Raw genomic sequence first — 26,110 nt, 5'->3', positions numbered from 1 at the left:
TGGGTGGGCAGCCGGTGAAATCCATGTGAAAAATTTGCGTGGCGTGGAGCGCCAGCCGTTATTCTCGATTGCCGCCCATCAAACGAGTGTTGTCATGTTGCAGGTGCAAGGTGTGTTCAAAAGCTACGCCACCCCCCAGGGGCCATTGACGGTGTTGGCCGGTGTGGACCTGCACTTGGCCGAGCGCAGCAGCCTGGCGCTGATGGGCGAGTCGGGCAGCGGCAAGAGCACCCTGCTGCACCTGGTGGCCGGGCTCGACCGGCTGGATGGCGGCAGCATCCAGGTGGGCGAGCAGCGCCTCGACCAACTCAGCGAAGCGCAGCTGGCCCATTGGCGGCGCACCGAAATCGGCCTGGTGTTCCAGCAGTTCAACCTCATTGGCAGTCTGCGTGTCGAGGACAACCTGGCGTTCCAGGCACGCCTGGCCGGGCGGTTTGACCCGCAGTGGCAAGCGCAACTGGTTGAACGCCTGGGCCTGGGGGATTTGCTCAAGCGTTACCCTGAACAGCTCTCCGGCGGCCAGCAGCAACGGGTGGCGGTGGGGCGCGCATTGGCGTCACGGCCAGGCCTGTTGTTGGCTGATGAACCCACCGGCAACCTTGACGAAGCCACCAGCGACGAGGTGCTGCAACTGCTGCTGGACTTGTTGCGTGACAGCCCCACCAGCCTGCTGATGGTCACTCACAGCCCGCGCATCGCCGCCCGCCTGGACCAGCAGGTGGTGCTGCACCGCGGCCGTGTCGTGCCTGCGGGCGCCGCCTGACATGGCGGTGTTTCATTGGACCCTGCGCGCGTTGCTGAGCCACTGGCGGCGGCATCCCGTGCAATTTTTCAGCGTGCTCACCGGCCTGTGGCTGGCCACTGCGCTGCTGGTCGGCGTGCAAGCCCTGAACAGTCAGGCGCGTGACAGCTATGCCCGCGCCAGCCAACTGATCGGCGGCGAACCCCAAGCCAGCCTCAGTACGCCGGACGGGGCCAGTGTCGACCAAGCCGTCTTTGCCCAATTGCGGCGTGCCGGGTGGCCGGTGTCGCCGGTGGTACAGGGCCGCGTACAGCTCACGGGGCAGGCAGACGTGCGCCTGCAACTGATGGGCATCGACCCGGTGTCGTTGCCCGGCAGCGGTGCGGTGGCGGGGCAGCGTTTGAGCCAGGCGCAGATGCTGGCGTTTTTCGAGCCGCCGGGGCGTACCTGGATCGCGCCGCAAACCCTGCAGGCTTTGGGCCTGCACGAAGGCCAGCAACCGACCACCCTGAGTGGTCACACACTGCCGCCGCTGCAAGCCCAAGCAGATATGGCCCCCGGCCTGTTGCTCACCGATATCGGTTTTGCCCAGCCGCTGCTGGAGATGCCGGGGCGCCTGTCGCACCTGCTGGTGGACAAGGCGTTCGCCGCCGCCCAGCCCATACCGCCCACCGGGCTGCAACTCAAGCAGGGCGAGGACAATAACCTCGCGCGTCTCACCGAGAGCTTTCACCTGAACCTTGATGCGCTGGGTTTCCTGTCCTTTGTGGTCGGGCTGTTTATCGTGCACGCCGCCATCGGCCTGGCCCTGGAACAACGGCGTGGACTGCTGCGTACCCTGCGGGCATGTGGCGTCAGTGTGCGGATGTTGATCGCCAGCCTCAGCGTGGAACTGGGCGTGCTCTCATTGCTGGGCGGCGTGTTGGGTGTGGCCAGCGGTTACCTGTTGGCCAGCCTGTTGCTGCCGGATGTGGCCGCCAGCCTGCGCGGGTTGTATGGCGCCGAGGTGCCGGGGCAGTTGAGCCTCAGCCCGTGGTGGTGGGGCGCGGGGTTGGGCTTGAGCCTGCTCGGCGCTTTGCTGGCCGGCGCCAGCAGCCTGTGGCGGGCGGCGCGCTTGCCTTTGCTGGCGCTGGCCAATGCCCAGGCGTGGCATGAAGCCCATGGACGCTGGTTGCGTCGCCAGGGTGGGGTGGCCAGTGCGGCGCTGCTGACCGCGCTGCTGGCACTGTGGTTGGGCAACAGCCTGGCTGCCGGCTTTGTGCTGATGGCGGCGTTGCTGCTCGGCGCCGCCCTGGGGTTGCCGGTGGTGCTCAATGGCCTGCTCAAGGCGGTGTTGGGGCGCAGCCATTCGGTGCTCGGCCAATGGTTCCTGGCAGATTGCCGCCAGCAATTGCCAGCCTTGAGCCTGGCCCTGATGGCGCTGTTGTTGGCCCTGGCGGCGAACATCGGTGCGGGGTCGATGACGTCGGGGTTTCGTCACACCTTCAACAACTGGCTGGAGCAACGCCTCACCGCCGAGTTGTATCTCAACCCACAAACCCCGGCCCAGGCACAGCAACTCGGCACCTGGCTGGCGCAGCAAGCGCTGGTACGAACCGTGCTGCCCACCTGGCAGGTCGCCGTGCAGGTGCAGGGCTGGCCGGCGGACCTGTTTGGCGTGGTCGACGACCCGACCTATCGTCAGCACTGGCCGCTGCTGGAGGCGTCCCCTGAACCGTGGGACCAGTTGCAGCAAGGCGACACCCTGATGCTCAGCGAACAACTGGCGCGCCGGCTCGACGTGAGGTTGGGCGATAGCGTGAGCATTCCCACGCCCCAAGGTGTGTGGGCGCCAAAAGTGGTGGGGGTCTACGCCGACTACGGCAATCCCAAGGGCCATGTGCTGGTCAATGCCCAACACCTGTTGGCGCACTGGCCGACGCTGTCACCGGCGCGTTTCAACCTGCGGGTCGCGCCGGCGGATGTGGCCCCGCTGGTGCGCGAGGTGCAACGCGCCTTTAGCCTGGACGACAGCCGTATCATCGATCAGCAACAACTCAAGGGCTGGTCGAGCCAGGTGTTCGAACGCACCTTCGCCGCCACCGCCGCCTTGAACAGCCTGACCCTGGGCGTAGCCGGTGTGGCGCTGTTTATCAGCCTGTTGACCCAGAGCCAAAGCCGGCTCGGCCAACTCGCGCCATTGTGGGCGTTGGGTGTCACGCGTCGACAGTTGATGCTGCTCAACCTCGGCCAGACCTGGCTGCTGGCGGTGCTCACACTGATCCTGGCGTTGCCCCTCGGCCTGCTGCTGGCCTGGTGCCTGGATGCGGTGATCAATGTGCAGGCGTTTGGCTGGCGCCTGCCGTTGCAGGTGTTCCCATGGCAACTCGCGCAATTGCTCGGGTTGGCAATGCTCGCCACGTTGCTGGCTTCGGCATGGCCCCTGTGGCAGTTGTACCGCAGCCGTCCTGCGGACTTGTTGAGGACGTTTGCCAATGAAGATTAAGTACCTGCTGTGGACGTGCTTGTTATTGGCCGCATGCGAAAAAGTCCCGGCGCCACAGGAGAGCTTCGCCGGCTTGGGCAGTGACGCGGCAGACTTTGCCCAAGTGGTACCTGGCAAGGTGTTCAGCTTCCCCGAGGACCATGGCCCCCACGCCGGCTTTCGGATCGAGTGGTGGTACGTCACCGCCAATCTCAAGGATGAACACGGCAATGTATTCGGCGTGCAATGGACGCTGTTTCGCAATGCCCTCAAGGCCGGGCCCACGCAGGCGGGCTGGCAGGACTCGACGATCTGGCTGGGCCACGCCGCCGTGACGTCCGCCACCCACCACTATGCCGCCGAACGTTACGCGCGCGGTGGCGTCGGCCAGGCCGGGGCCCAGGCGGTGCCGTTCAACGCCTGGATCGACGACTGGAATTTCGCCACCCGCCCTGGCGCCGCCAGCAGCCTGGCGGACATGCAACTCAAGGCCAGCGGCGCCCAGTTTGCCTACGACCTGCACCTGACATCCAGCCGTCCACTGGTGCTGCAAGGCGACAATGGCTACAGCCGCAAATCCGACCAGGGCCAGGCGTCGTACTACTACAGCCAGCCGTTCTTCAGCGCCAGTGGCAGCGTCAGCATCGATGGCAAGGTGTATCAAGTCACCGGCCCGGCCTGGCTCGACCGCGAGTGGAGCAGCCAACCGCTGACCGCCAGCCAGACCGGCTGGGACTGGTTCTCCCTGCACCTGGACCGTGGTGAACAGTTGATGCTGTTCCGGGTGCGGCAAACCGACGGCGCGTCCTACTTGACCGGCACTTGGATTGATCCAGAGGGCCATACACAAACCCTGCACAACGCGGATATCCAACTGACGCCGCTGGAAACGACGGCCATTGAAGGGCGCAAGATCCCCACTCGCTGGTCGCTGAAAGTCCCCGGCAAGCAGCTGGATATCACCACCCAGGCCGTCAACCCGAACGCCTGGATGAACCTGAGTATTCCGTACTGGGAGGGGCCGGTGCAGTTCGACGGTGGGGTGGGTTACCTGGAAATGACCGGGTATTAGCGCGGTTTCCGTAGGCTCTATTTCTTCGCTGTGTAGGCAGCTTCCCAAATGTAATTCAGCCCCCCTGGACCTGTGTCCGGGGCGTAGGCGCTTGCTTATATTTCGACGCCATCTTCATCGCATCAGGGATGTGAAGCATGGCGCAGAGCTTTATCAACGAGCGCGCGACGGACTACCAGAGTTTGAAAAACCGGGTGATGGGCGGCGCCCTGAGCCGCCAGCGTTCCGCTCATTTTGATGTGCTGAACCGGCACCTGCGCCCCGGCTTGGTAGCGCCGGGGCAACTGGTGATTATTCCCGATAACCAGAGCTTGAATTGTTCGGTCGAGGAGGCCTGGTTGATGCGGCATGCCGAGCAGGTAAGTCGTCACTTGGAGAGGCGTGCAGCGGCCGGTACGGCAGTGATCGACAACTATGACTTGCTGCAGAGTTTCATGGCGAAGGGCTCGATTGGCATCGGCAGTGCGACGTCGGCCTGGGCGCGGCATCTGGATGAAGTAGCGCAAACATTGGAAGACATCGAGCGCTTGCATCAGCGGTTGAAAGACGGTGCTTTGGACAGGGCAGCGTTTATCCAGCAGCGCCAGGCGTTGTTCCGGCGGCTGGAAGTGCAACTGCAAGGCGCGGCGCGGTTGGGGACGGGGTTGCAGGGCAATGAGTCGTTGAAAAAGGTGTTGGGCCTGTCGACCAAGAGCTATCTGCATAAAGGTGAGATTGCGGGGTATGCGAAGCGGATGCGGGAGATTGCGCAGATGTCGAAGTGGTTGGGCAAAGGGACTTATGTGGGGTTGGCGCTGGATGTGGGGGTGGCGGGGTTGGAGATCAAGGAGGCGTGTGTGGAGGGGAGGGAGGCGCAGTGTAGAAGGGCGAAGTATGTGGAGACGGGGCGGTTGGCAGGTGGAGTCTCAGGAGCTGCCTTTTTGGGAAGACTCGGTGCAGGAGCCGCTCGAAGGGCATGCACAATGTTCCTAGGTATTCGCATGAAGGGAAAAGGTGAACTCGCCTGCGGAATAATCGGAGGCTCAGCGGGAGGGTATGTGGGAGGTGATAGGGTCGGTAGTGCTGGGGCGTTTTTGGGAGGAGAGATCATGGAAGTCGATGGGGATTTGATATTCCTACCTGACGGAGCATAACCATGGATTTTTTTCTCATCTACACCATCGTGGTATTTGTCGGGACGTTTGTTGTCTTGGGACTGATGATTTTTGCGGAATATGCAAAGCTCGATGAGGTGGAAAGTTATTTCTGTCAGAACGAAAGGGTTCAAGACAATAAGCGATTTTGGAGGCGAAACCAGTGGATCGACAGGCAATATCGCATGTTGCTTATTTCTGAGTTTTTCTCAGACTCAAAGCGCTATGTGGAAGCCGGTATTGTGACGGAGGCTGAATTAGCGGCAGTTCCTTTAGCGCTCAAGCGTTGGATGGTGTGGCCTTATAAAGTTGGCTATATCTGGGCCTTCGGGACGGCTGTCTGGAGCTTCTGGCGCTGGTGGTGTGACATCCCCATTCCATAGGAATTGATTTTTTTTCAAAAAATACTGTACATCCATACAGTCATATCCTACATTCCATCCCAGGTGACCGGATGTCACCTGAGCTTCACTTTTTAACTATGGATGGATAAAAAATGAAATCGAAAAAAGCCTTTATGCTGGGCGCGGCCATGGCGGCCTCCTGCTTCGTTTCGGCCTTCGCCCTGGCCGAGCAAACCCCTCAGAAACTCAGCGCCGAAGCGGTCAAACAGGCCGTGGACAAAGCGCTCAAATCCGGCGGCAAGCTGGACGCGGCTAAGGTGCCGGCCAGCCTCAAGCAAAAACTCCAGGCGGCCAAGACCGGTCAGTCCAAGGCCGTTACCCAGGCGGTCAAATCCGCGCCGTTCAACAGCGTGGTCGGCGAGTTGAAAAAGCCGAGCCAAGTCGAGCCGAAAAGCGCCGCCGTCGCTGACTTTGTACCGCTGTTCCCCACCTTGGATATCAACACCCTCTACACCATCAACGGTGTGGCCCAGGGTGAAGAGTTCGCGTACCACTTCAACCTGGCGCAGAACGCGCGAATCCAAGTGCAACTGGTCAACCAGAGCGCGGGCACCGACATGTCGTTGACCTTGTTCCAGGACGACGGCCAGGGCAATTTGAGCGTGGTGGGCTCCTCTGATGCGGCGGGCAATGCCGATGAGTACCTCAACGGTGTCCTGCCGGCCGGTGATTACTATTGGTACATGGTCGCCAAGGTCGCCAACAATTCGCAGTTCAGTTTTGGCGTGGCGGTGGACACCAACATCGATGCCTACGAGCCTAATGACACGCCACAAACGGCCTTTGTGCTGCCGGACTCGATGAACAAGGTCACCGGCAACCTCGACAACGCCAACGATGTCGACTACTTCGACTTCAAGGCCGTCCGTGGCCAGAGCGTGAGCATGTACCTGGCCGGTGACGCGAGTGGCAGCCGTAACCAGTGGATTTTCGACCGTTTTGATGGCGTCAACTGGGTTACGGTTCCTGCTGGCTCGACCTCGACCTACCCGAGTGTCACCCCGGGCACCACCGTGAAGGTGCGTGTGCGGGCCAATCCGGCTGTGGTTCAGGACCCGGCCAAGCACTACCAACTGAGCCTCGGCTCCACGCCGCGGCTGAACACGTCGGATGTGAAGGGTGACAACGTCGTGCGGGTACCCGCGTCGATATTCTGGATGGCGACCCAGGCCGCACGTACGGTGAACTGGACCACCAACTGGTCCGACTCCACGGGTGCACCGCTGCTGGGCGTTACGCCGGTGCTGCGCATCGATAAACACTTCGAAGGTGCCGATTTCAATTGGACCGACTTCAAGGCCACCACCAACAGTGCGGGTAACTCCCTGGCCAGTGCGGCTATCGGTGACTGCTTTGGCGAGTACCGTGTGCAGTATCCAGACAGCAGCACCGGTGTGACGTACACCTGGGACACCACCTTCAACTTCGGCGGCTGGCGTATCGAGTTGGATGAGTTCCCTGGTGTGGGGGTGGGAGGCGAGAATGTGCCTTACGTAACGTTCGGGCATATCTGCACCCAGAACATCGTTCACTGATACAACGGTGTCAGTGAAGAGGGGCAGCCTGACGAGGCTGCCCCTTTTCTATTCCCCCGCCAATGCCAGCGCCAACGGCAATCGCGCCATGCTCGTGCTCTTCAATGAACCCAGGTACAACCAGTCGCCATACTCGCGCGCGGTGGTGATGGGTGAGTAGTTGCCGGCACTGCCATCCTGCAGGTTGGCGATGACCTTACCCTCAGTGTCCAACCCCAGCACAAAGGCTTTGCGCTCGATGGGCTTGGGCACCACCATCAGCGCGCGCACCATTACCTTGCGCAGCAGAGGGTAGCCGGCAAAGCTGTCCAGCAGCGGATTGCGCGGCGAGTAGAGCGCCACCCAGAAGCGGTCCTGCCCGTTGAAGCTGAGGTTGTCCGGCAGGCCCGGCAGGTTATCGATAAACAGATCATGGGCGCCGGCGCGCTCACCTTTGAGCCAGTAACGGCTGATGCGATAGGCACCGGTCTCATTCACCAGCACGTAGTGTTCATCCGGGCCCAAGGCGACGCCGTTGGCGAATTGCAGTTGGTCCAGCAAAACCTCGGTGGTGCCGTTGCTGAAGTCATAGCGCAACAGCCGACCGTCGCCGCCGTGCTCAATCACTGCCTCACCGTCCTGGCCGTAACCCCAGCGGCTTGAGGCGTCGCTGAAATAGGCATAACGCCCGCTGGCGTCCACGGTCACGTCATCGGTGAAACCCAGGGCGACGCCATTGGCGCTGGTGCTCAGGGTAATGAGTTGGCGATCGGTCTCCAGCGCCAGCAAACCCTTGACCCCATCGGCAATGATCAGGCGCCCATCCGGGTGCAGCGCCATGCCCAAGGGCCGCCCACCGGTGTTGGCCAGCACCTCCAGGCTGCGGCTGTCGGGCGAGGTGCGGATGATGCGTCCGTCATGCAGGCCGCTGATCAGGTAGCCCTGGGCATCCAACAGCAAGGCCTCGGGCCCGGCAATGTCCTGGGCGCCGATTTTCTGCACGCCTTTGAGGCGCTGGTTCTCGGCATAGGGGCCGTCTTTCATCGAGGGGGCCTTGGGCGGCGCCCAGTTCACCGGCTGGACTTTGGTGGGCATCAACAGCAAAAAGGCGATTACCGCCAGAAACAGCAAGAACAACAGATGACGCAGTTTTTTTGGACGGGTACTCATGACGATTCCTGGTTGTCGTGGCTGCGCGGTTCCCAGTGCAGGGTGCCGAACAGGTAATCCATTAGCGGGAGGACGATATTGAAATTGCGCCCCTGCATCAGCTCACGGCGGTGATGCAGGGCGTGCAGTTGGTGCATCTGGCGCAACCACGGCAGGCGCGCCACCGGATGATCGGCGGGCAGGTGCTCGCAGGCGTGAAACACTTCGTAAAGCAAATAACCGAGGATCATGCACCCGGCGAACAGCCCGGCAACGTTGGGGCTCCAGTGCTTGAGCAGCCACCAGGCGGGCAGGGTGATTGCCAGGCTGTGCAGCACGATCAGCCAGGCTGGGAACAAGATCACCCGCCAATCCCGGGGGCTGTCGTAGGTCATGTGGCCAGGGGTGAAGAAGCTGTGATGATCGCCGGTGTGGCGCGCATAAAACAGCCGGGCCAACCCGTGTTTATGGTGGCCGAGGTGGCGGTGGACCAGGTAGATGCAGAGGTTGAAGAACACCAGGGTCAGCGGCACGGTCAGCCATTGCACAGCGCTGATCTGATGGGTGGATGACCAGGCCAGGGCGATGCACACGATGCCGTAGCCGAACACGAAACTGGCGTGCAGCCAAGGGTTGTAGTGAGGCGCGACAGTGGCGCGGTAACGGGCGCGGAAGGTCTCGGTGGGGTGGTCCATGGCGGGTTGCTCGGTGTTTTTTTGTTGGAAAGTGAGCTTAGTTGGCGCCAGGGAATGTGCGAGTTTTTGCAGGCAGCGCCGCTCCCACATTTTGATCGCGACCGACCAGCGGCCCCTTGCGCCCCTCTTATTTACTTGCTAGTTTCTCGCAAAATGTTAACGATAACATTTGCTCTAAAAATAAAAACAAAACAGAGAATCACGCCATGAAAATGCTCCCGAAAACCCTGTGTTTATTGGCTGTAAGCATCACCCTCGGCACCGCTGCCCCTGCTTTTGCCGACGCTGCAAAGCCGATCCGCATCGGCGCGTCCTTCCAGGAAATCAACAACCCATATTTCGTCACCATGAAAAACGCCCTCGAAGAAGCCGGGGCGACCATCGGCGCGAAATTGATCATCACCGACGCCCGTCACGACGTGTCCAAGCAGGTCAGTGACGTCGAAGACATGCTGCAAAAAGGCATCGATATCCTGCTGATCAACCCCACCGATTCGGTCGGCGTGCAGTCGGCAGTCAAATCTGCCCACGCCGCCGGTGTCGTGGTCGTCGCGGTGGACGCCCAGGCGGACGGCCCGCTGGACTCCTTCGTCGGCTCGAAGAACTTCGACGCTGGCTTCCAGGCCTGTGAATACCTGGCCAAGCACATCGGCGACAAAGGCAATATCGCGATCCTCGACGGCATCGCCGTGGTGCCGATCCTGGAGCGTGTTCGCGGCTGTAAAGAAGCCGTGGCCAAGCACCCGGACATCAAGATTGTCAGCATCCAGAACGGCAAGCAGGAACGTGACCAGGCGCTGACCGTCACCGAGAACATGTTGCAGGCCCAGCCCACCCTCAAGGGCATTTTCAGCGTGAATGACAACGGATCGCTCGGCGCGCTCTCGGCCATCGAGGCCAGCGGCCTGGACGTGAAGCTGGTCAGTGTCGACGGCGCGCCCGAAGCCATCAAGGCGATCCAGAAGCCCGGCAGCAAGTTCATCGCCACCTCGGCCCAGTACCCGCGCGACCAGATCCGCCTGGCGCTGGGCATTGCCCTGGCCAAGAAGTGGGGCTCGCAGGTGCCGGCCACCATCCCGGTGGATATCACCCTGATCGACCAGGCCAAGGCCAAGGATTTCAGCTGGTAAATCGCCCAGGCCCCACGCCTACCGTGGGGCCCAGGTCATCCTTCTGAATACGAGGTCGGCGGTATGAGCAGTCTTCTGAAGCTGGAAAACATCTGTAAGCGTTACCCGGGCGTACAGGCCCTCAAGTCCATCAACTTGCAAGTCGAGCGCGGCGAGATCCATGCCTTGCTCGGGGAAAATGGCGCGGGCAAATCGACGCTGATGAAGATCCTCGGCGGCGTCGAGCATCAAGACGAGGGCCAGATCCTGATCGACGGCCAGCCCCGGCAGTTCGCGACCTACCGTGATGCGATTGCCGCCGGCATCGGCATTGTGTTCCAGGAGTTCAGCCTGATTCCCTACCTCACGGCGGTGGAAAATATCTTCCTTGGCCATGAGTTGAGCAACCGCTTCGGCCTGCTGCGCAAGCGCGAAATGGTCGAGGCCAGCGAGGCGTTGTTCAAGCGCCTCGGCGTGACCATCGACCTGCAATGTGCGGTCAAGCACCTGAGCGTGGCCGAGCAGCAGTTTGTCGAAATCGCCAAGGCCCTGGCCCTGGATGCGCGCCTGTTGGTGCTGGATGAACCCACCGCGACGCTGACGCCCAGCGAGGCCGAACTGCTGTTCGAGATCATGCGCGAGCTCAAGCGCCAAGGCGTGGCGGTGATTTTCATCTCCCATCACCTGGAGGAAATTTTCCAGGTGTGTGACCGCATCAGCGTGTTGCGCGACGGCGGCAATGTGGGCGTTACCGATGTGGCTGACAGTGATATCGACCGGCTGGTCGAGATGATGGTCGGGCGCCGCCTGGAATGCAGTTTTCCACCCAAACCGAACACCGAGCGCGGCCCGCTGTTGCTGGAGGTCAAGGACATCCAACTGGTGCGCAACGGCCCGCACAACAGCTTCCAGCTGCACAAGGGCGAGATCCTCGGCTTTGCCGGCCTGGTCGGTTCTGGTCGTACCGAACTGGCCCTGGGCATGATGGGCGCGCTGCCGTCGGTGAGCAAAGACGTGTGGCTGCGCGGTGAAAAAATCACCCTCGACGACCCGGCCCAGGCCCTGGCGCATGGCATCGGCCTGCTGCCGGAAAGCCGCAAGAGCGAAGGGCTGATCACCGATTTCAGCATTCGCGAAAACATCTCCCTGAACAACCTGCCCAAGTACCAGAACGCCTCGGGCCTGATCGACAAAAGCCGCGAATGCGCCAGCGTCGAGGGCCTGATGAAACAACTGTCGATCAAGGCGCCCAGCAGCGAAAGTCGGGTGTTCAACCTCAGCGGCGGCAACCAGCAAAAGGTTGTGATCGCCCGCTGGATCAACCACCACTGCGACGTGCTGGTGTTCGACGAACCCACCCGTGGCATCGACGTGGGGGCCAAGGCGCAGATCTACGCGCTAATGCGCAACCTCACCGAACAGGGCTACGCAATCATCATGATTTCCTCCGAATTGCCGGAAATCATCGGCATGTGCGACCGCGTTGCCGTGTTCCACAAGGGCGCCATCGTCAAGCTGCTGGAAGCGTCCGCCGTCAATCCTCAAGAGGTCATGCGCCATGCAACAGGGGGCTCAAGTGAATACGTCCATTAGTACCGGCGACAACAGCCGGCTGCGCCTCAACCTGGCGCGGCTGGTGCGCTCGCCGGCCTTTTACCCGTTCGTGGGGCTGGTGGTGGTGACCCTGGTGATGATCCTCGCCAGCGACACCTTCCTGACCGCCAGCAACCTGTCGAACATTGCCCGCCAGGTGTCGATCAACGCGATTATCGCGGTGGGCATGACCTGCGTGATCCTCACGGGCGGCATCGATTTGTCGGTGGGGCCGGTGATGGCGTTGTCCGGCACGCTCACGGCCGGGTTGATGGTCGCTGGCCTGCCGCCCGGCCTGGCGATTGGCGCGGGGATGTTGATCGGCGTGGCCTTCGGCATCGGCAACGGCCTGTTCGTCGCCTACCTGCACATGCCGCCGATCATCGTGACCCTGGCGACCATGGGCATCGCCCGTGGCCTGGGCCTGATGTACACCGACGGCTACCCGATTTCGGGGTTGCCGGAGTGGTTTGGCTTCTTCGGTCGCCAGAGCCTGTTCGGCATTGAAGTACCCATCCTGATCATGCTGATCACCTACGCCGCCGCCTATGTGCTGCTGCAACACACGCGCATCGGCCGCTACATCTACGCCATCGGCGGCAATGAAGAAGCGGTGCGCTTGTCCGGCGTGCGCGCGGCGCGCTTCAAGTTGCTGGTGTACGGCATCAGCGGCCTGACGGCGGCGATTGCCGGGCTGGTACTCACCTCACGCTTGATGAGCGGCCAACCCAATGCCGGCGTGTCGTTCGAGCTGGATGCGATTGCCGCCGTGGTGCTCGGCGGTGCGTCGATCGCCGGTGGGCGTGGCGTGATCGTCGGCACCTTGCTTGGCGCCATGCTGCTCGGCGTATTGAACAACGGACTGAACATGCTCGGCGTTTCGCCCTACGTCCAGAGCGTGATCAAGGGCGGGATCATTTTGCTGGCGATTTTCATCAGCCGTCAGCGCCATAAATAAACTCAAGACAGGACCTAACACCATGGACAAGCACACCGAAATGCAAGCCGTCGTTTGCCACGGCCCCAAAGACTATCGCCTGGAGCGCATCGGCAAACCCCAGGCGCGCGCCAATGAACTGGTGATCCGCATCGCTGCCTGTGGCATTTGCGCCAGTGACTGCAAGTGCCACTCCGGCGCGGCGATGTTCTGGGGTGGCGACAACCCGTGGGTCAAGGCGCCGGTGGTGCCGGGGCACGAGTTTTTCGGCTATGTGGTGGAAGCGGGCGAGGGCGCCGAAGAGCACTTTGAAGTCGCGGTAGGCGACAAGGTGATCGCCGAGCAGATCGTGCCCTGCGGCAAGTGCCGCTTTTGCAAATCCGGCAATTACTGGATGTGCGAAGTGCACAACATCTTCGGCTTCCAGCGCGAAGTCGCCGAAGGCGGCATGGCCCAGTACATGCGGATCCCCAAGACCGCCATCGTGCACAAGATTCCCGAGTCGGTGTCGCTGGAGGACTCGGCGCTGGTGGAGCCGATGGCGTGTTCGATCCATACCGTCAACCGTGGCGATATCCAGCTCGACGACGTGGTGGTGATCGCCGGCGCCGGTACCCTCGGCCTGTGCATGGTCCAGGTCGCCGCGCTGAAAACCCCGAAGAAACTGGTGGTGATCGACATGGTCGACGAGCGCCTGGAGCTGGCGAAGACATTCGGCGCCGATGTGGTGATCAACCCGTCGCGCGACAACGCCCGCGAGATCATCAACGGCCTCACCGACAACTATGGCTGCGACGTCTACATCGAAACCACCGGCGTGCCGGCCGGCGTGACCCAGGGCCTGGATTTGATCCGCAAGCTCGGGCGCTTTGTCGAGTTCAGCGTGTTTGGCGCCGAGACCAGCGTCGACTGGTCGATCATCGGTGACCGCAAGGAGTTGGACGTACGTGGCGCGCACCTCGGCCCGTATTGCTACCCGATCGCCATCGACCTGTTCGAACGCGGCCTGGTGACGTCCCAAGGCATCGTCACCCATGATTTCCCGCTGGACGATTGGGCCGAAGCCTTCGAGCTGGCCAACTCGACCAAATCGATCAAGGTGCTGCTGAAGCCGGTGGTCTGAGCATGAATTACGTGATGGGGGTCGACATAGGAACCCAGAGCACCAAGGCGCTGCTGGTGGATGCCCAAGGCACGATCATCGCCCAGCACAGCCAGGGGTATCGTGTGGATACCCCGAAAGTGCGCTGGGCCGAGCAATGGCCGCAGGTCTGGCTCGATGCGGTCGAGGCGTGCGTGGCGCAGTGCATGGCCAAGGCCGGCGTGGCCAAGGATCACGTGAAGGCCCTGTGCATCAGCAGCCTGTATGGCGGTTCGGGGATTGCGGTGGATGCGCAGCTCACACCGCTGCACCCGTGCCTGATCTGGATGGACCGCCGCGCCGGCGAGCAGGTGGCCTGGGTGCGCGAGCACGTGGACCTGGAGCGGTTGTTCGCGGTCACCGGCAACTCGGTGGACAGTTACTACGGCTTCACCAAGATGCTCTGGCTCAAGCAGCACCAGCCAGAGGTGTGGGCGAAAACCCGCTACTTGCTGCCCCCCAACAGCTACATCAACTGGTGCCTCACCGGGGAGCTGGCGGTGGACCATAGCAGCGCCGGCAATATCGGCGGTGTCTATGACGTAAAGGCGCGCAGCTGGTCTGCCGAGATGCTCGATGCGCTGGGCATACCGCACACCATGATGCCGGAGCGCCTGGTGTATTCCGGGGAAGTCGTCGGTGGGTTGCTGGAGGGTTGGGCTGCGCGTCTGGGCCTGCAGGCTGGCACACCGATTCTGGCTGGTGGCGTCGATGCGGCCATGGCAACGCTGGCCGCAGGGGTGACGCAGCCAGGCAATCACGTGGCAATGATCGGCACCAGCATGTGCTGGGGTTACCTCAATCAGCAAGTGGATGCACACCATGGCTTGGTGAGCATGCCCCACGTCTACAACGGTCACCGTGACCTGTACATCTTTGGCGGTGCGATCACAGCCGGTGCGTCGGTGAGCTGGTTTCGCGAGCAGTTCTGCCAGGCCGAGGAGCAGCAGGCCAAGGCCATCGGCCAGGACAGCCTGGTGCTGCTGGAGCAGCGCGCGATGACGATTGCGGCGGGCAGCGAAGGCCTGTTGTTCCTGCCGTACCTGATGGGTGAACGCAGCCCGGTGTGGGATGACCGCGCCAGTGGCAGCTTTGTCGGCTTGAACCTCTACCACAGCCGCATTCACCTGTATCGCGCGGTGCTGGAGGGGGTGAGTTTTGCCCTGCGCCACAACATCGAAGCGGGCACGCGCGGCGCGCATTCCCTGGACCCACGCTTGATCGTGGTCGGTGGGGCGAGCCATTCGGACCTGTGGATGCAGATCATCGCGGATGTCACGCGGTACCCGGTGTACACCATTGTCCAGGAGGTGGAAGCGGCGCTGGGCGCGGCGTTGCTGGCGGCGCACACGGTGGGGTTGGTGAGTGATGGGGAGATGGACAAGGGGTGGGTGCAGTTGGCGTTGCGGGCTGAGCCCAAGGCGGAAAATGTCGAGGCGTACGACCGTGCGTTCGGCGAGTACCTGAAGCTGTATCCGGCCCTGAAACCGATCATGCACAGCCTGCAATCCCACTGACCCAACACGCCCCAAACCTGTAGGAGCTGGCTTGCCAGCGATAGCGATCTCACGGACGCCATCGCCGGCAAGCCGGGCTCCTACAAGGGGATCTCCATTGTTTTTGAGATGTGAATTCATGAACGCAGCTTTTGACTTCACCCACCAACGCATCCTCGTCACCGGCGCCAGCAGCGGCATTGGGCGCGAAATCGCTTTGCAACTGATCGCCAGCGGCGCCGACGTCTTCGCCCTCGGCCGTGACGCGCAGGCCCTGGCCCAACTCGGTTGCCACACCCTGTGCCTGGACATCGCCGACAGCGCCGCCCTCGACAACGCCTTGAAGGACCTGCCGCCGCTGCACGGCCTGGTCAATTGCGCCGGCATTTCGCGGCTGGAGCCTGCCGCCGCCATCAGCGCCGACGCCTTCGACCTGGTGATGCAAGTCAACGCCCGCGCCGCCGCCCAGGTCAGCAGCCGGGTAGCGGCGAAAATGATCGAAGCACACATCGCTGGCAGTATCGTGAATGTCTCCAGCCAGGCCTCGCTGGTGGCCCTGGACGATCACCTCGGCTACTGCGCCTCCAAGGCCGCGTTGGATGCGATCACCCGCGTGCAGTGCGCCGAGTGGGGCCGCTTCGGCATTCGCGTCAACAGCGTCAACCCGACGGTCACGCTCACGCCGATGGCGGCCATGGCCTGGTCCGAGCCGGCCAAGCGCGACCCGGCGCTTGCGGCCATTCCACTGGGGCGTTTTGCTGAAACCGTTGAAGTGGCGTTGCCGGTGCTGTTCCTGCTGAGCAGCGCCGCCAGCATGATCAGCGGCGTCAGCCTGCCCATCGACGGCGGCTACACCAGCCGCTAGCCGTTTTCCAACTGGCCGGCGATCACCACCTTGTCCCGTGGCTTGTGCGGGTCTTCGAGGCGGTCGAGCAGCAGGCGTACCGCGCTGCTGCCGGCCAGGGATGCATCGTGGGCCACGCAGGCGATGGGCACGCCGAAGATATCGGCGAAGGGCAGGCGGTCGATGCCGCAGATGGTCAGGCTGTCGTGGGGAATGTTGTGCATGCGCAACGCACGCAGGGCGCCCAGGGTGATCAACTGGTTGAAGCCCATGATCGCGTCTGGCGCCGAGTGTTCGGCCAGGTAGTCGAGGGTGTGCAGGTAGGAGGGCATCAGCGTGTAGTCGCCGGCCTGCACTTCGACCTGCACCTGAGGGTGTTCGGCCAGCACTTCGCGCAGGCCCTTGAGGCGTTCGACGGTGATGCGCGAGTGCTCGGGGCCGGTCAGTACCAGCAGGCGCCTGAGGTCGGGCGTCTGGCGCAGCAGGTAGTGCGCGGCCTGGATGCCGCTGTGGTAATTGTCGAGCACCACGCGGCTGAACGGGCTGTCGTGGATCGTGCGATCGAGCAGCACCACCGGCGTCTTGCCGTTGCCCAGGCGTTCGAGGTAGTCGGGCTGGTAGCTCGGCTCGTCGGAGACCGGCGACAGGATGATCCCGGCCACGCGGTAGCCCAACAGGGTATCCACGGCTTTGCTTTCCAGCTCTTCCAGCTCGTCGGTGTCCACCAGCATGATGGTGTAGCCGTGTTTTTTCGCCTCGCGGGAAATCGCCTTGATCATTTCGCTGTAGAACGGGTTGTCCACCGAGGCGGTGATCACGCCGATGATCAGGCTTTCACTGCGCTTGAGCCCGCGCGCGAAGGCATTGGGCACATAGTCCATTTCCCGCGCCACTTCGAGGATGCGCGCCAGGGTGGCCGGCTTGACCAGGTCGGGTTTGCTCAGTGCGCGGGACACCGTGATGGTGGTCATGCCGACCCGTTTGGCGATGTCGCTGATGGTGACGGACTTTTTCTTGTTCATCGGTAAGGCTGCAAAAGGAAACACCCGCAGGCTAGCATGCGCGCAGGTATAGGATGATTCAAATCAACGGGTCCCAGCGCTGCGACCAGTCACTTTCGGCCTTGACCACCTCACGCAGCAACGCCAGCGCCTGTTGCAACACCGCCGAATCCCGCGCCCGTGAATACACTACAAAGGTGGGGAAGTTGAACTCCGGCGCCTTGGGCACGCGCTGCATCACGCCGCTGTCGAGGTAGCTTTGCACCACGCGGGTACGGAAATAGCCGGCGCCGCCGTTCTCCAGGATGTACTGCAGCGCCAACGGGCCGAGGTTGAAACTCAACGCGGCGCGTGCCTTGTCGGGCAGGGCGGCGTCATGCTGCTGGCGAAAGCCCGGCCCCCAGTCGATATACACGTAGGGGGCCGGGTTGCTCACCAGTTGCACCAGGATCAGTTTTTCTTCCAGCACCTGCTCCACTTGCAAGCCGGGCCAGTATTGCGGCTGGAACACCAAGGCAGCGTCGAGCACGCCCAGTTCCAGCTGGCGCAACAGGTAGTCGCCTTCGCGCACTTCGGTGCGCAGCGCATAGCCGGGGATGTGTTGGCGCAGGGCCTGGGCCCAGCCGAGCATCAACGGGTTGCATAGGCTGACCTCGCCGCCGATGTGCAGCACGTTGCGGTAGCCATCGGGCAACGGCAGGTCGCGTTTTGCGGCTTCCCAGGTTTGCAGCAATTGGTTGGCGTATACCACGAAGGCCTCGCCGTCGGCGGTCAGCCTGGCGCCGGCGCGGTTGCGCACGAACAGTGTGCTGCCTAGCTGGCTTTCGAGGCTTTTGACCCGCGCGGTGATGGCGGTCTGGGTGACGTGCAGTTTCTCGGCGGCTGCGGCCAGGCTGCCGCAGCGGGTGATTTCGAGGAAGGTGCGTGCCAGTTCGATGTCCATGAAGCCCCCGGGGATGAATGGGGGACAGTGTAATGGAATGTGGTTGAAACTGTGGGAGGGGGATTGGCTGCGATGGCGGTGGTGATGTGGACATATCCGTTGTTTAGGTAACGGCTGGTATGGGTTCCGCCCTTACGGCGGGTCACTTTTGGAAAAGAGCCCCAAAAGTAACCAAAAGGGCTCTTGCCCCAACACTCGGTACCTCGCCTAGGCTCGGTATGCCCGTAATCCGACAGGTATTTGGGGGGCCGCCGCCACGCGCCATCCATGGCGCGGGGCGGCTAAACCGGCATCCCTGCCAGTTTACCCCCCAAATCCCTGTCGAATTCCGGCCAGCGTGTTTGACGGGGCGCCTAAGATCAAAATCAAAAGCACGGCGGCCTGGTAGCCGACCTGAGTGGTTAGATCTGTAGGAGCCGGCTTGCCGGCGATTGCGGTGTGTCGGTGACGGGTGAGGTGTCTGACACGGCGCTATCGCCGGCAAGCCGGCTCCTACAGGGAGTGCCTTTCAGGTTGGGGTTTGTGGGGCTTGGAGGTGCTGGGTCGGGAAGGCCTTCGCGTAGGCGTGGCAAACCCGCAACACCTGTTCGTCGGCAAAACGCGCGCCTACTACATGCAAGCCCACCGGCAAGCCGTTCGCTGCCAACCCACACGGCACCGAGGCTGCCGGTTGCTGCGTCAGGTTGAAGGGGTAGGTGAACGGTGTCCACTGTGTCCATTCCTGCAAACCCGAACCCGGTGGCACGTCATGCCCGGCATCGAACGCGGTGATCGGCATCATCGGCGATACCAGCACATCGTAATGCTCATGGAACGCCGCCATGCGTGCCACCAGTGCCGCGCGGGCTTCGAGGGCTGCGTTGAAGTCATCCAGGCTCAACCGTTCGCCGCGCTGGGCGATGCGTAGCAGGCCGGGGTCCAGCAGTTGTTTTTGTGCCTCGCTCATGGGCCCGGTCAGGCGTGCAGCGCCGGCTGCCCACAAGGTGCTGAAGACTTCCAATGGGTCACTGAAGCCGGGGTCGATCTGCTCGACATGGGCGCCCAGTTGCACCAGGCCTTGCACCGCCTGGGCGACCACCTTGGCCACTTGCGGGTCGACATTCACGTAACCGAAATTGGGGCTGTAGGCGACGCGCAAGCCTTTCAAATCCGCTGCGCCCGACAGCCACGGTGTGGTGCGTGGCGCGCCGATCAAGCCATCGCGCGCGTCCGGCTGGGCGATGGTCTGCAGCATCAACAAGCTGTCTTCCACCGTGCGGGTCATCGGCCCCAGGTGCGAGAGGATCGTCATGGAGCTGGCCGGCCACTGGGGCACATAACCGAAGGTCGGCTTGATCCCGAAAGTGCCGGTGAATGCACAGGGAATCCGGATCGAACCGCCCGCATCGCTGCCCTGGTGCAACACGCCGAGGTTCAACGCCGCCGCTGCGCCTGCGCCGCCGGACGAGCCGCCCGCCGTGGTGCGGGTGTCCCAGGGGTTGCGGGTGATGCCGTACAGCGGGTTGTCGGTGACGCCTTTCCAGCCGAATTCCGGGGTGGTGGTCTTGCCCAGCAGCACCGCGCCGGCCTTGCGCATAAAGGCCGGGAAGGGCGCGTCGACGTCCCACGGGCCTTCGGCCGATGTGGTGCGCGAGCCCTTGCGGGTTGGCATGCCGACGGTCAGCGTCAGGTCTTTGATCGACGCCGGCACACCGTCCAGCGCCCCGCAGGGTTGGCCGTTAAGCCAGCGTTGTTCCGACGCGCGCGCGGCATTCAGCGCGCCTTCCGGGTCCACGTGGCAGTAGGCGTTCACCACCGGGTTGTAGCGTTCGATCCGCAGCAAGGCGTCTTCGGTGACCTCTACCGGCGACAAGGTCTTGTCGCGAAAATGCTGCAGCAGTTGCACCGCCGTCAGTTGGCCGATCTCGCTCATGCCACGTCCCCCTGCGCTGCGTTGACCATGGCCCGCAGCAATACCGCGCAGCCCGCCGCCAGGTCGTCCGGCGCGGCGTTTTCGATTTCGTTATGGCTGATGCCGCCTTCGCACGGCACGAAAATCATCCCGGCCGGGCCCAGTTCCGCGACAAAAATCGCGTCGTGCCCGGCGCCGCTGACGATGTCCATATGGCTCAAGCCCAAGGCCTCGGCGCCTTCACGCACGGCGTTGACGCAGGCCGGGGCGAAGTCCAGCGGCGGGAAGTCGGCGGTGGGGGTCAGTTCGAACGTCAACCCGTGCCTGGCGGCCGTGGCTTCGATCACGCCGCGCACTTCATCGACCATGGCTTGCAGCGTGTCCGCGTGCAGATGACGCAGGTCGAGGGTCATGTGCACCTGGCCGGGAATCACGTTGCGCGAACCGGGGTGCAAGCTCAGGCAACCCACCGTCCCGCAGGCGTGGGGTTGCTGCTGATGGGCGATGCGGTTGACCGCGCTGACCACCTCGGCGGCGCCGACCAGGGCGTCCTTGCGCAGGTGCATCGGCGTCGGGCCGGCGTGGGCCTCGACGCCGGTAAAGGTCAAGTCGAACCACTTCTGGCCCAGGCAGCCCATGACCACGCCAATGGTAGTGGCCTGGTCTTCCAGTACCGGGCCCTGTTCGATATGCGCTTCGAAATACGCACCCACCGGGTGGCCGAGTACCGCGCGGGAGCCGGCATACCCGATGCGCTGCAATTCGGCGCCCACCGACAGGCCCTGGTCATCGACTTTGTCGAGGGTGTCCTGCAAGTCGAACTTACCGGAGAACACCCCGGAGCCCATCATGCACGGCGGAAAACGCGAGCCTTCTTCGTTGGTCCACACCACCACTTCAATCGGCGCTTGGGTTTCGATGCCCAGGTCATTCAGGGTGCGAATCACCTCCAAACCGGCCATCACCCCGTAGCAGCCGTCGAACTTGCCGCCGGTGGGTTGAGTGTCGATATGGCTGCCGGTCATCACCGGGGGCAGGGCCGGATTGCGCCCGGCACGGCGCGCAAAGATATTGCCGATGGCGTCGACACTGACGCTGCACCCCGCGGCCTCGCACCATTGCACAAACAGGTCGCGGGCCTGGCGGTCGAGGTCGGTCAGTGCCAGGCGACACACGCCGCCCTTGGCGGTGGCGCCGAGTCGGGCCAGGTCCATCAGCGATTGCCACAGGCGGTCGCGGTTGATCAGTGGGGCGTTGCTCTTGAGCGGTTGCGCAAAACTATTCATCTGCAATCTCCGGTCAGGCACTCAGGGCCAAATAGCGGTTCTTGATGGTCGGGTCGGCGCGGAAGGCGGCGGCGCTGCCCTCGTAGACCACGCGGCCCTGTTCGAGCACGTAATGGCGGTCGGCGAGCTTGTCGCAGACCATCAGGTTCTGTTCCACCAGCAGTACCGGCAGGCCGTCGTCCTTGACCTTGCGCAGGATTTTCACCAGCTCGTCGACGATCACCGGGGCCAGGCCTTCAGTGGGTTCATCGAGGATCAGCAGCTTGGGGTCGTTGAGCAGCGCGCGGGCGATGGCGAGCATTTGTTGCTCGCCGCCGGACAGCGCGTGGCCGGCGTTTTTGCGCCGTTCCTTGAGGCGCGGGAACATGCCGTAGACGTCTTCGAGCTGCCAGCGGCTGGTCTTGCGCGCGGCGATGCGCAGGTTTTCCTCGACCGTGAGCAGGCGGAAAATCCCACGGTTCTCCGGCACCAGCGCCAAGCCCTGGCGGGCGATTTCAAAGATCTTCTGGCCCACCAGTGCCTGGCCGTTGAAGTGGATCTGGCCCTGGCGCGGGCAGATGATGCCGAGGATGCTGCGCAAGGTAGTGGTCTTGCCGGCGCCGTTACGGCCCAGCAGCGTCACCAGTTCACCGGGGTTGACGGTCAGCGACACGCCTTCCAGCACGTGGCTCTTGTCGTAGTAGGAATGGATATTCTCGACGATCAGCATCAGGCAGCCTCCCCAAGGTACGCCGTGCGCACACGTTCATCGGCACGCACGAATTTCGGCGTGCCTTCCACCAGGATCTGCCCGTGGCTCATCACTGTGATGCGCTGGCTGATGGACATGACAATGCTCATGTTGTGTTCGATCAGCAGCACCGTGTGGTCGCGGCCGAGGTCGCTGATCAGCTGGGTCATGATCGGGATATCGTCGATGCCCATTCCCGAGGTGGGCTCATCCAGCATCAACAGTTTCGGTTTGGAGCAGATCGACATGCCCACCTCCAGCACCCGCTGCTGGCCGTGGGACAACTCACCGGCCAAGGTGTCGGCGCGGGCCGTGAGTTGCAGGCGTTCCAGCACCTGGTCGGCCATCTCCAGGTGTTCGCGCTTGCTGTCCACGCGGCGCCAGAAATTCAGTGCGCGTGCACCGTCGCGGCCCTGGGCGGCGAGGCGCAGGTTTTCGCGCACGCTGAGGTTCTGGAACAGGCTGGTGAGCTGGAATGAGCGCGCCATGCCCAGGCCCACACGGCCGTGGGCCGGCTTGCGCATCAGGTTCCTGCCGTCGAAATGAATCGCCCCGGCCGTGGCCTGGCGTTCGCCGGTGAGGCAGTGGAAAAGGCTGGTCTTGCCGGCGCCGTTGGGGCCGATGATGGTGTGGATGGTGCCGGCCTCGACCTTGAGGTTCACGCCATTCACCGCGTGGAACGCGCCATAGGCGAGTTCCAGGTCTTTGGTTTCCAGCAGGATGCTCATAGCCCTTCCTCCTTGGCGACGACGACGCTCTTGCGGCTGCCGCGCACCTTCTCGAACAGCGACGCCAGGCCGCCCCACAAACCGCCGCGCATGAAGATCACCACCAGGATCAGGATCACCCCCAGCAGCATCAGCCAGCGCGGCCACAGGTCGGAGAGGAAATCCCCGAGCAGCACGATGGAACCGGCACCGAGCAATGAGCCGAACAACGATCCGGTGCCGCCGACGATGGTCATGATCAGGATGTTCTCGGACATCGCCAGGTCGATATTCGACAGCGGCACAAAGTGCAGCAGCATCGCGTACAGCGCCCCGGCAATTCCGGTCACCGCGCCGGACAGCACAAACACCAGGATCTTGAAGTGGCGTGTGTCATAGCCGATGGCCGAGGCACGGGTTTCGTTTTCGCGGATCGCCATCAGCGTGCTGCCGAAGGGCGAGGCAATCACCCGGCGTGCGCCGATGAAGATCAGCAGGAACAGCACCGCGACAAAACCGTAGAAGGCGCGGGCGTCGGCCAGCGACAACAACACGGTGTCCCCCAGGCGAATCTCCGGGCGCGGGACGCTGAGCAGGCCGTTGTCGCCGCCGGTCCAGTCGCTGAGGGTATAGGCGACAAAGTAGGCCATCTGACTGAAGGCCAGGGTCAGCATCACGAAGTAGATGCCGGTGCGACGGATCGCCAGGGCGCCCACCAGCAACGCCAGGAAACCACCGGCCACGGCGGCGCCGAGCAACGCGGTGAACAGCCCCAGTTGCAGGTGGATCATCAGCAGCGCCGCGCAATAGGCGCCGGCGCCGAAGAAGATGCCTTGGCCAAATGACAATAATCCGGTGTAGCCCAGCAACAGGTTGCAGGCCAGGGCGGCCATGGCAAAGATCAGGATCTCGGTGGCCAGGGTCGCCGAGGGCAATATCAACGGCAGGCCGATCAGCACCGCCAGCACCCACAGCAACATGGCCTTGGACTGGGTCTTGGCAAACGGCAGTGGATTTTTCTCGCTCATGTCAGGCTCTCCCGAACAGGCCGTAGGGACGGACCAGAATCACCACGGCCATGGCGCCGTAGATCATCAGGCTCGCACCCTGGGGCCAGAGTGTGGTCATCAGGCTTTGCACCACGCCCACCAGTAAACCGCCGACCAGCGCACCGCTGAACGAGCCCATGCCGCCGATCACCACCACCACGAAGGCGACGCCGAGAATTTCCGGGCCGACGAAGGGCTGGGCGCCGCGCAATGGCGCGAACAGCACGCCCGCAACGCCGGCCAGGGCTACGCCGAGGGCGAAGGTCATGGAGAACAGCCGGAAGATGTTGGTGCCCAGCAGCGACACGGTTTCGGTGCTTTCACTGCCGGCCCGCACCAGGGCGCCGAAGCGCGTGCGTTCCAGCAGCAGCCACAGGCTCAGGCCGACCAGCCCGGAGAACACGATGAGGAACAGGCGGTAGTAGGGGTAGACGAAGTCACCCACCACCAGCACGCCGCGCAGCAGTTCCGGCACGGCGACGCTCTTGCCCACCGGGCCCCAGATCATCACGCTGGCTTCCTGGATGATCAGCGCGATCCCCAGGGTCACCAGGATCTGGAACATGTGCGGCAAATGGTAGATCCGCTGGATCAGCAATCGCTCGATGGCCCAGGCCAACGCGGCCACCACCAACGGCGCGATCAGCAGCGCCAGCCAGAAGTTGCCGGTGAGGCTCACGGCGGTGTAGCAGATGTAGGCGCCCAGCAGGAAGAACGCACCGTGGGCGAAGTTGACGAAGTTGAGCAGGCCGAAAATGATCGTCAGCCCGACCGCGATCAGGAAGTAGATCATCCCCAACCCAAGGCCGTTGAGGATCTGGAACAGGTAAAGATTTAGCATGCAGGAACCCTCGGCAGGACGCCGCTTGCGCGGCCCTGCGCTACAAAATTCAGGGGATCAGCCGAGCGTGCAGCCCGTGGCTTCCACTGGCGGGAACGACTGGCCGGCACTGAGCACCTTGGCCAGGTCATCCTTGTCGGCCATGTCGGCCGTGGCCTTGCCGATCAGCAGGTAATAATCCTTGATCACCTGGTGGTCGCCGGCGCGGATCGATTCCTTGCCGGTGGGGCCTTCGAAGCTCAGGCCCTGCATGGCCTTGGCCACGGTCGGCCCGTCGAAGCTGCCGGTGGCGATGATGGTGTCGAGCATGACCTTGGTGCTGATGTAGTCGGCGGCCAGCGGGTAGGTGGGGTTGATGCCGTATTTGGCCTGGGTGAGCTTGACCAGTTCACGGTTGAGCGGGGTGTCGACCTGGTGCCAGTACTGCGCGCCGAGGTACACGCCTTCCAGCACATCGCTGCCCAGTTCCTGGAACTGGTCGAGCCCGGCGGACCACACCAGCAACACCTTCATGCGTTCCTTGATACCGAAGTTGACCGCCTGGCGCAGGGTGTTGGACGACTGGCTGCCAAAGTTGAGCAGCACCAGCACATCGGGCTTGGCGGCGATGGCGTTGGTCAGGTAGCCGGAGAACTCCTGTTCCTGCAACGAGTGGTAGCTGTTGCCGATGTGTTCCAGGCCGTTTTCCTTGAGCACATTTTTTGCGCCTTCGAGCAGCGCCTCACCAAACACGTATTGCGGGGTGATGGTGTACCAGCGCTTGGCGTCCGGCAGCAGCTTGATCAGCGGCACCAGGGTCTCGCGGATGGCGCCGTAGGTGGGCACCGACCAGCGGAAGGTTGCCTTGTTGCAGTCCTTGCCGGTGACTTCATCGGCGCCTACCGGGGTCATGAATACGCCACCGACCTTGTCCACTTCCTTGGCCACCGCCAGTGCCGACGATGACAAGGTGCAGCCCTGGAAGAACCGCGCGCCGTCCTGCTGGATGGCTTCCTGCACCTTGCGCACGGCCTTGCCGGCATTGCCTTCGGTGTCGATGACCTTGTAGTTCAGCGGGCGGCCGAGCAGTACGGGGTGTTGCTCCACGGCCAGGCGTGAACCCATGTCGGCAAATTTGCCATAGCTGGCAAACGCGCCAGACATGGACTTGAGGCCGTAAAAGGTAAAGGGCTCGGCGGCGAATGCCGAACGCACGCTCAGCGGGAGGCTGAGGGCGGCGGCTGCGGTAAGACTGGCTTTCAACAACGTACGACGCTGCATGGGGTGACTCCCTGGTTTAGTTATTGGCAGGAGTGGCAATGGCGATACGGTGGAGCAAGGGCCTGTGGGCAGGCCTGTTATTGGTTGGGGCAAACACTGTCTCTGTAGG

Annotated in this window: 23 protein-coding genes; 12 read left to right on the top strand and 11 right to left on the bottom strand. The window is 62.9% G+C overall.

Features of this window, described 5'->3' with window-relative positions:
- Positions 1–94: 94 nt before the first annotated feature.
- The 6 genes from AC0IYN_RS30105 (at position 95) to AC0IYN_RS30080 (ending at position 7,350) form a co-directional block, all read left to right on the top strand.
- Positions 95–763: an ABC transporter ATP-binding protein gene (locus AC0IYN_RS30105; protein WP_406597881.1), complete on the top strand. Its 669-nt coding sequence runs from the start codon at positions 95–97 to the stop codon at positions 761–763.
- A 1-nt stretch (position 764) separates the two neighbouring features.
- Positions 765–3,227, top strand: a complete 2,463-nt coding sequence (locus AC0IYN_RS30100; protein ID WP_471844673.1) for an ABC transporter permease — start codon at positions 765–767, stop codon at positions 3,225–3,227.
- Positions 3,217–4,278: a lipocalin-like domain-containing protein gene (locus AC0IYN_RS30095; RefSeq protein ID WP_471844671.1), complete on the top strand. Its 1,062-nt coding sequence runs from the start codon at positions 3,217–3,219 to the stop codon at positions 4,276–4,278. Before AC0IYN_RS30100 ends, AC0IYN_RS30095 begins: the two co-directional genes overlap by 11 nt.
- Before the next feature lie 137 nt (positions 4,279–4,415).
- Positions 4,416–5,411, top strand: a complete 996-nt coding sequence (locus AC0IYN_RS30090) for a hypothetical protein (protein ID WP_457248117.1) — start codon at positions 4,416–4,418, stop codon at positions 5,409–5,411.
- Positions 5,412–5,413: 2 nt separating this feature from the next.
- On the top strand, positions 5,414–5,794 hold the full coding sequence (locus tag AC0IYN_RS30085) for a hypothetical protein (protein WP_252992703.1): 381 nt from the start codon (positions 5,414–5,416) through the stop codon (positions 5,792–5,794).
- Between the two features lie 113 nt (positions 5,795–5,907).
- Positions 5,908–7,350 carry a hypothetical protein gene (locus AC0IYN_RS30080; protein WP_471844668.1) on the top strand — a complete coding sequence of 481 codons (1,443 nt, stop codon included), beginning with the start codon at positions 5,908–5,910 and terminating at the stop codon, positions 7,348–7,350.
- Positions 7,351–7,398: 48 nt separating this feature from the next.
- On the opposite strand, the gene AC0IYN_RS30075 is transcribed toward AC0IYN_RS30080, so the two are convergent.
- Together AC0IYN_RS30075 and AC0IYN_RS30070 are read right to left on the bottom strand one after the other, a co-directional pair.
- Positions 7,399–8,499: an SMP-30/gluconolactonase/LRE family protein gene (locus AC0IYN_RS30075; protein ID WP_471844666.1), complete on the bottom strand. Its 1,101-nt coding sequence runs from the start codon at positions 8,497–8,499 to the stop codon at positions 7,399–7,401.
- Positions 8,496–9,173 carry a sterol desaturase family protein gene (locus AC0IYN_RS30070; protein ID WP_406597874.1) on the bottom strand — a complete coding sequence of 226 codons (678 nt, stop codon included), beginning with the start codon at positions 9,171–9,173 and terminating at the stop codon, positions 8,496–8,498. Before AC0IYN_RS30070 ends, AC0IYN_RS30075 begins: the two co-directional genes overlap by 4 nt.
- 206 nt (positions 9,174–9,379) lie before the next feature.
- Between AC0IYN_RS30070 and AC0IYN_RS30065 the strand changes: the two genes are divergently transcribed.
- From AC0IYN_RS30065 to AC0IYN_RS30040, 6 genes are all read left to right on the top strand, one after another.
- Positions 9,380–10,303, top strand: coding sequence for a substrate-binding domain-containing protein (locus AC0IYN_RS30065; protein WP_457239909.1), 924 nt, complete (start codon positions 9,380–9,382; stop codon positions 10,301–10,303).
- Positions 10,304–10,366: 63 nt separating this feature from the next.
- Positions 10,367–11,875, top strand: coding sequence for a sugar ABC transporter ATP-binding protein (locus AC0IYN_RS30060; protein ID WP_406597872.1), 1,509 nt, complete (start codon positions 10,367–10,369; stop codon positions 11,873–11,875).
- Positions 11,841–12,833: an ABC transporter permease gene (locus AC0IYN_RS30055; RefSeq protein ID WP_078049333.1), complete on the top strand. Its 993-nt coding sequence runs from the start codon at positions 11,841–11,843 to the stop codon at positions 12,831–12,833. The genes AC0IYN_RS30060 and AC0IYN_RS30055 overlap by 35 nt, the downstream gene beginning before the upstream one ends.
- Before the next feature lie 22 nt (positions 12,834–12,855).
- The gene (locus AC0IYN_RS30050; RefSeq protein WP_471844663.1) at positions 12,856–13,935 is read left to right on the top strand and encodes an alcohol dehydrogenase catalytic domain-containing protein; all 1,080 of its coding nucleotides are present in this window, start codon (positions 12,856–12,858) and stop codon (positions 13,933–13,935) included.
- A gap of 2 nt (positions 13,936–13,937) precedes the next feature.
- A complete protein-coding gene (locus AC0IYN_RS30045; protein ID WP_471844661.1) occupies positions 13,938–15,470 on the top strand; it encodes an FGGY-family carbohydrate kinase in 1,533 nt (510 codons plus the stop codon).
- A gap of 118 nt (positions 15,471–15,588) precedes the next feature.
- On the top strand, positions 15,589–16,314 hold the full coding sequence (locus tag AC0IYN_RS30040; RefSeq protein ID WP_471844659.1) for an SDR family oxidoreductase: 726 nt from the start codon (positions 15,589–15,591) through the stop codon (positions 16,312–16,314).
- On the opposite strand, the gene AC0IYN_RS30035 is transcribed toward AC0IYN_RS30040, so the two are convergent.
- The 9 genes from AC0IYN_RS30035 to AC0IYN_RS29995 all read right to left on the bottom strand — a co-directional run bounded on the left by AC0IYN_RS30035 (position 16,311) and on the right by AC0IYN_RS29995 (position 26,001).
- Positions 16,311–17,315, bottom strand: a complete 1,005-nt coding sequence (locus tag AC0IYN_RS30035) for a LacI family DNA-binding transcriptional regulator (RefSeq protein WP_471844657.1) — start codon at positions 17,313–17,315, stop codon at positions 16,311–16,313. The two genes, AC0IYN_RS30040 and AC0IYN_RS30035, sit on opposite strands and share 4 nt — an antisense overlap.
- A gap of 58 nt (positions 17,316–17,373) precedes the next feature.
- Positions 17,374–18,237, bottom strand: a complete 864-nt coding sequence (locus tag AC0IYN_RS30030) for a LysR family transcriptional regulator (protein ID WP_457248125.1) — start codon at positions 18,235–18,237, stop codon at positions 17,374–17,376.
- A 508-nt stretch (positions 18,238–18,745) separates the two neighbouring features.
- A complete protein-coding gene (locus AC0IYN_RS30025) occupies positions 18,746–20,149 on the bottom strand; it encodes an amidase (RefSeq protein WP_471844655.1) in 1,404 nt (467 codons plus the stop codon).
- On the bottom strand, positions 20,146–21,414 hold the full coding sequence (locus AC0IYN_RS30020; protein WP_457240198.1) for a Zn-dependent hydrolase: 1,269 nt from the start codon (positions 21,412–21,414) through the stop codon (positions 20,146–20,148). Before AC0IYN_RS30020 ends, AC0IYN_RS30025 begins: the two co-directional genes overlap by 4 nt.
- 13 nt (positions 21,415–21,427) lie before the next feature.
- Positions 21,428–22,123 carry an ABC transporter ATP-binding protein gene (locus tag AC0IYN_RS30015; protein ID WP_048719438.1) on the bottom strand — a complete coding sequence of 232 codons (696 nt, stop codon included), beginning with the start codon at positions 22,121–22,123 and terminating at the stop codon, positions 21,428–21,430.
- Positions 22,123–22,872: an ABC transporter ATP-binding protein gene (locus tag AC0IYN_RS30010; RefSeq protein ID WP_471844652.1), complete on the bottom strand. Its 750-nt coding sequence runs from the start codon at positions 22,870–22,872 to the stop codon at positions 22,123–22,125. Before AC0IYN_RS30010 ends, AC0IYN_RS30015 begins: the two co-directional genes overlap by 1 nt.
- On the bottom strand, positions 22,869–23,879 hold the full coding sequence (locus AC0IYN_RS30005; RefSeq protein WP_406598997.1) for a branched-chain amino acid ABC transporter permease: 1,011 nt from the start codon (positions 23,877–23,879) through the stop codon (positions 22,869–22,871). The genes AC0IYN_RS30010 and AC0IYN_RS30005 overlap by 4 nt, the downstream gene beginning before the upstream one ends.
- 1 nt (position 23,880) lies before the next feature.
- Positions 23,881–24,741, bottom strand: coding sequence for a branched-chain amino acid ABC transporter permease (locus AC0IYN_RS30000; RefSeq protein WP_471844650.1), 861 nt, complete (start codon positions 24,739–24,741; stop codon positions 23,881–23,883).
- A 57-nt stretch (positions 24,742–24,798) separates the two neighbouring features.
- On the bottom strand, positions 24,799–26,001 hold the full coding sequence (locus AC0IYN_RS29995) for an ABC transporter substrate-binding protein (RefSeq protein WP_406598996.1): 1,203 nt from the start codon (positions 25,999–26,001) through the stop codon (positions 24,799–24,801).
- Positions 26,002–26,110 lie beyond the last annotated feature (109 nt).

Source organism: Pseudomonas sp. AC112 (assembly GCF_979253545.1).
Note: the sequence above shows the minus strand (reverse complement) of the source record. Positions and strands in the feature narration are given on the sequence as shown.

Coding starts and splice junctions, on each gene's coding strand:
- AC0IYN_RS29995 (WP_406598996.1), bottom strand. CDS start 26,001: ATGCAGCGTCGTACGTTGTTGAAAGCCAGTCTTACCGCAGCCGCCGCC.
- AC0IYN_RS30035 (WP_471844657.1), bottom strand. CDS start 17,315: ATGAACAAGAAAAAGTCCGTCACCATCAGCGACATCGCCAAACGGGTC.
- AC0IYN_RS30085 (WP_252992703.1), top strand. CDS start 5,414: ATGGATTTTTTTCTCATCTACACCATCGTGGTATTTGTCGGGACGTTT.
- AC0IYN_RS30095 (WP_471844671.1), top strand. CDS start 3,217: ATGAAGATTAAGTACCTGCTGTGGACGTGCTTGTTATTGGCCGCATGC.
- AC0IYN_RS30090 (WP_457248117.1), top strand. CDS start 4,416: ATGGCGCAGAGCTTTATCAACGAGCGCGCGACGGACTACCAGAGTTTG.
- AC0IYN_RS30010 (WP_471844652.1), bottom strand. CDS start 22,872: ATGAGCATCCTGCTGGAAACCAAAGACCTGGAACTCGCCTATGGCGCG.
- AC0IYN_RS30045 (WP_471844661.1), top strand. CDS start 13,938: ATGAATTACGTGATGGGGGTCGACATAGGAACCCAGAGCACCAAGGCG.
- AC0IYN_RS30005 (WP_406598997.1), bottom strand. CDS start 23,879: ATGAGCGAGAAAAATCCACTGCCGTTTGCCAAGACCCAGTCCAAGGCC.
- AC0IYN_RS30055 (WP_078049333.1), top strand. CDS start 11,841: ATGCAACAGGGGGCTCAAGTGAATACGTCCATTAGTACCGGCGACAAC.
- AC0IYN_RS30060 (WP_406597872.1), top strand. CDS start 10,367: ATGAGCAGTCTTCTGAAGCTGGAAAACATCTGTAAGCGTTACCCGGGC.
- AC0IYN_RS30105 (WP_406597881.1), top strand. CDS start 95: ATGTTGCAGGTGCAAGGTGTGTTCAAAAGCTACGCCACCCCCCAGGGG.
- AC0IYN_RS30040 (WP_471844659.1), top strand. CDS start 15,589: ATGAACGCAGCTTTTGACTTCACCCACCAACGCATCCTCGTCACCGGC.
- AC0IYN_RS30050 (WP_471844663.1), top strand. CDS start 12,856: ATGGACAAGCACACCGAAATGCAAGCCGTCGTTTGCCACGGCCCCAAA.
- AC0IYN_RS30100 (WP_471844673.1), top strand. CDS start 765: ATGGCGGTGTTTCATTGGACCCTGCGCGCGTTGCTGAGCCACTGGCGG.
- AC0IYN_RS30000 (WP_471844650.1), bottom strand. CDS start 24,741: ATGCTAAATCTTTACCTGTTCCAGATCCTCAACGGCCTTGGGTTGGGG.
- AC0IYN_RS30070 (WP_406597874.1), bottom strand. CDS start 9,173: ATGGACCACCCCACCGAGACCTTCCGCGCCCGTTACCGCGCCACTGTC.
- AC0IYN_RS30030 (WP_457248125.1), bottom strand. CDS start 18,237: ATGGACATCGAACTGGCACGCACCTTCCTCGAAATCACCCGCTGCGGC.
- AC0IYN_RS30065 (WP_457239909.1), top strand. CDS start 9,380: ATGAAAATGCTCCCGAAAACCCTGTGTTTATTGGCTGTAAGCATCACC.
- AC0IYN_RS30075 (WP_471844666.1), bottom strand. CDS start 8,499: ATGAGTACCCGTCCAAAAAAACTGCGTCATCTGTTGTTCTTGCTGTTT.
- AC0IYN_RS30025 (WP_471844655.1), bottom strand. CDS start 20,149: ATGAGCGAGATCGGCCAACTGACGGCGGTGCAACTGCTGCAGCATTTT.
- AC0IYN_RS30015 (WP_048719438.1), bottom strand. CDS start 22,123: ATGCTGATCGTCGAGAATATCCATTCCTACTACGACAAGAGCCACGTG.
- AC0IYN_RS30020 (WP_457240198.1), bottom strand. CDS start 21,414: ATGAATAGTTTTGCGCAACCGCTCAAGAGCAACGCCCCACTGATCAAC.
- AC0IYN_RS30080 (WP_471844668.1), top strand. CDS start 5,908: ATGAAATCGAAAAAAGCCTTTATGCTGGGCGCGGCCATGGCGGCCTCC.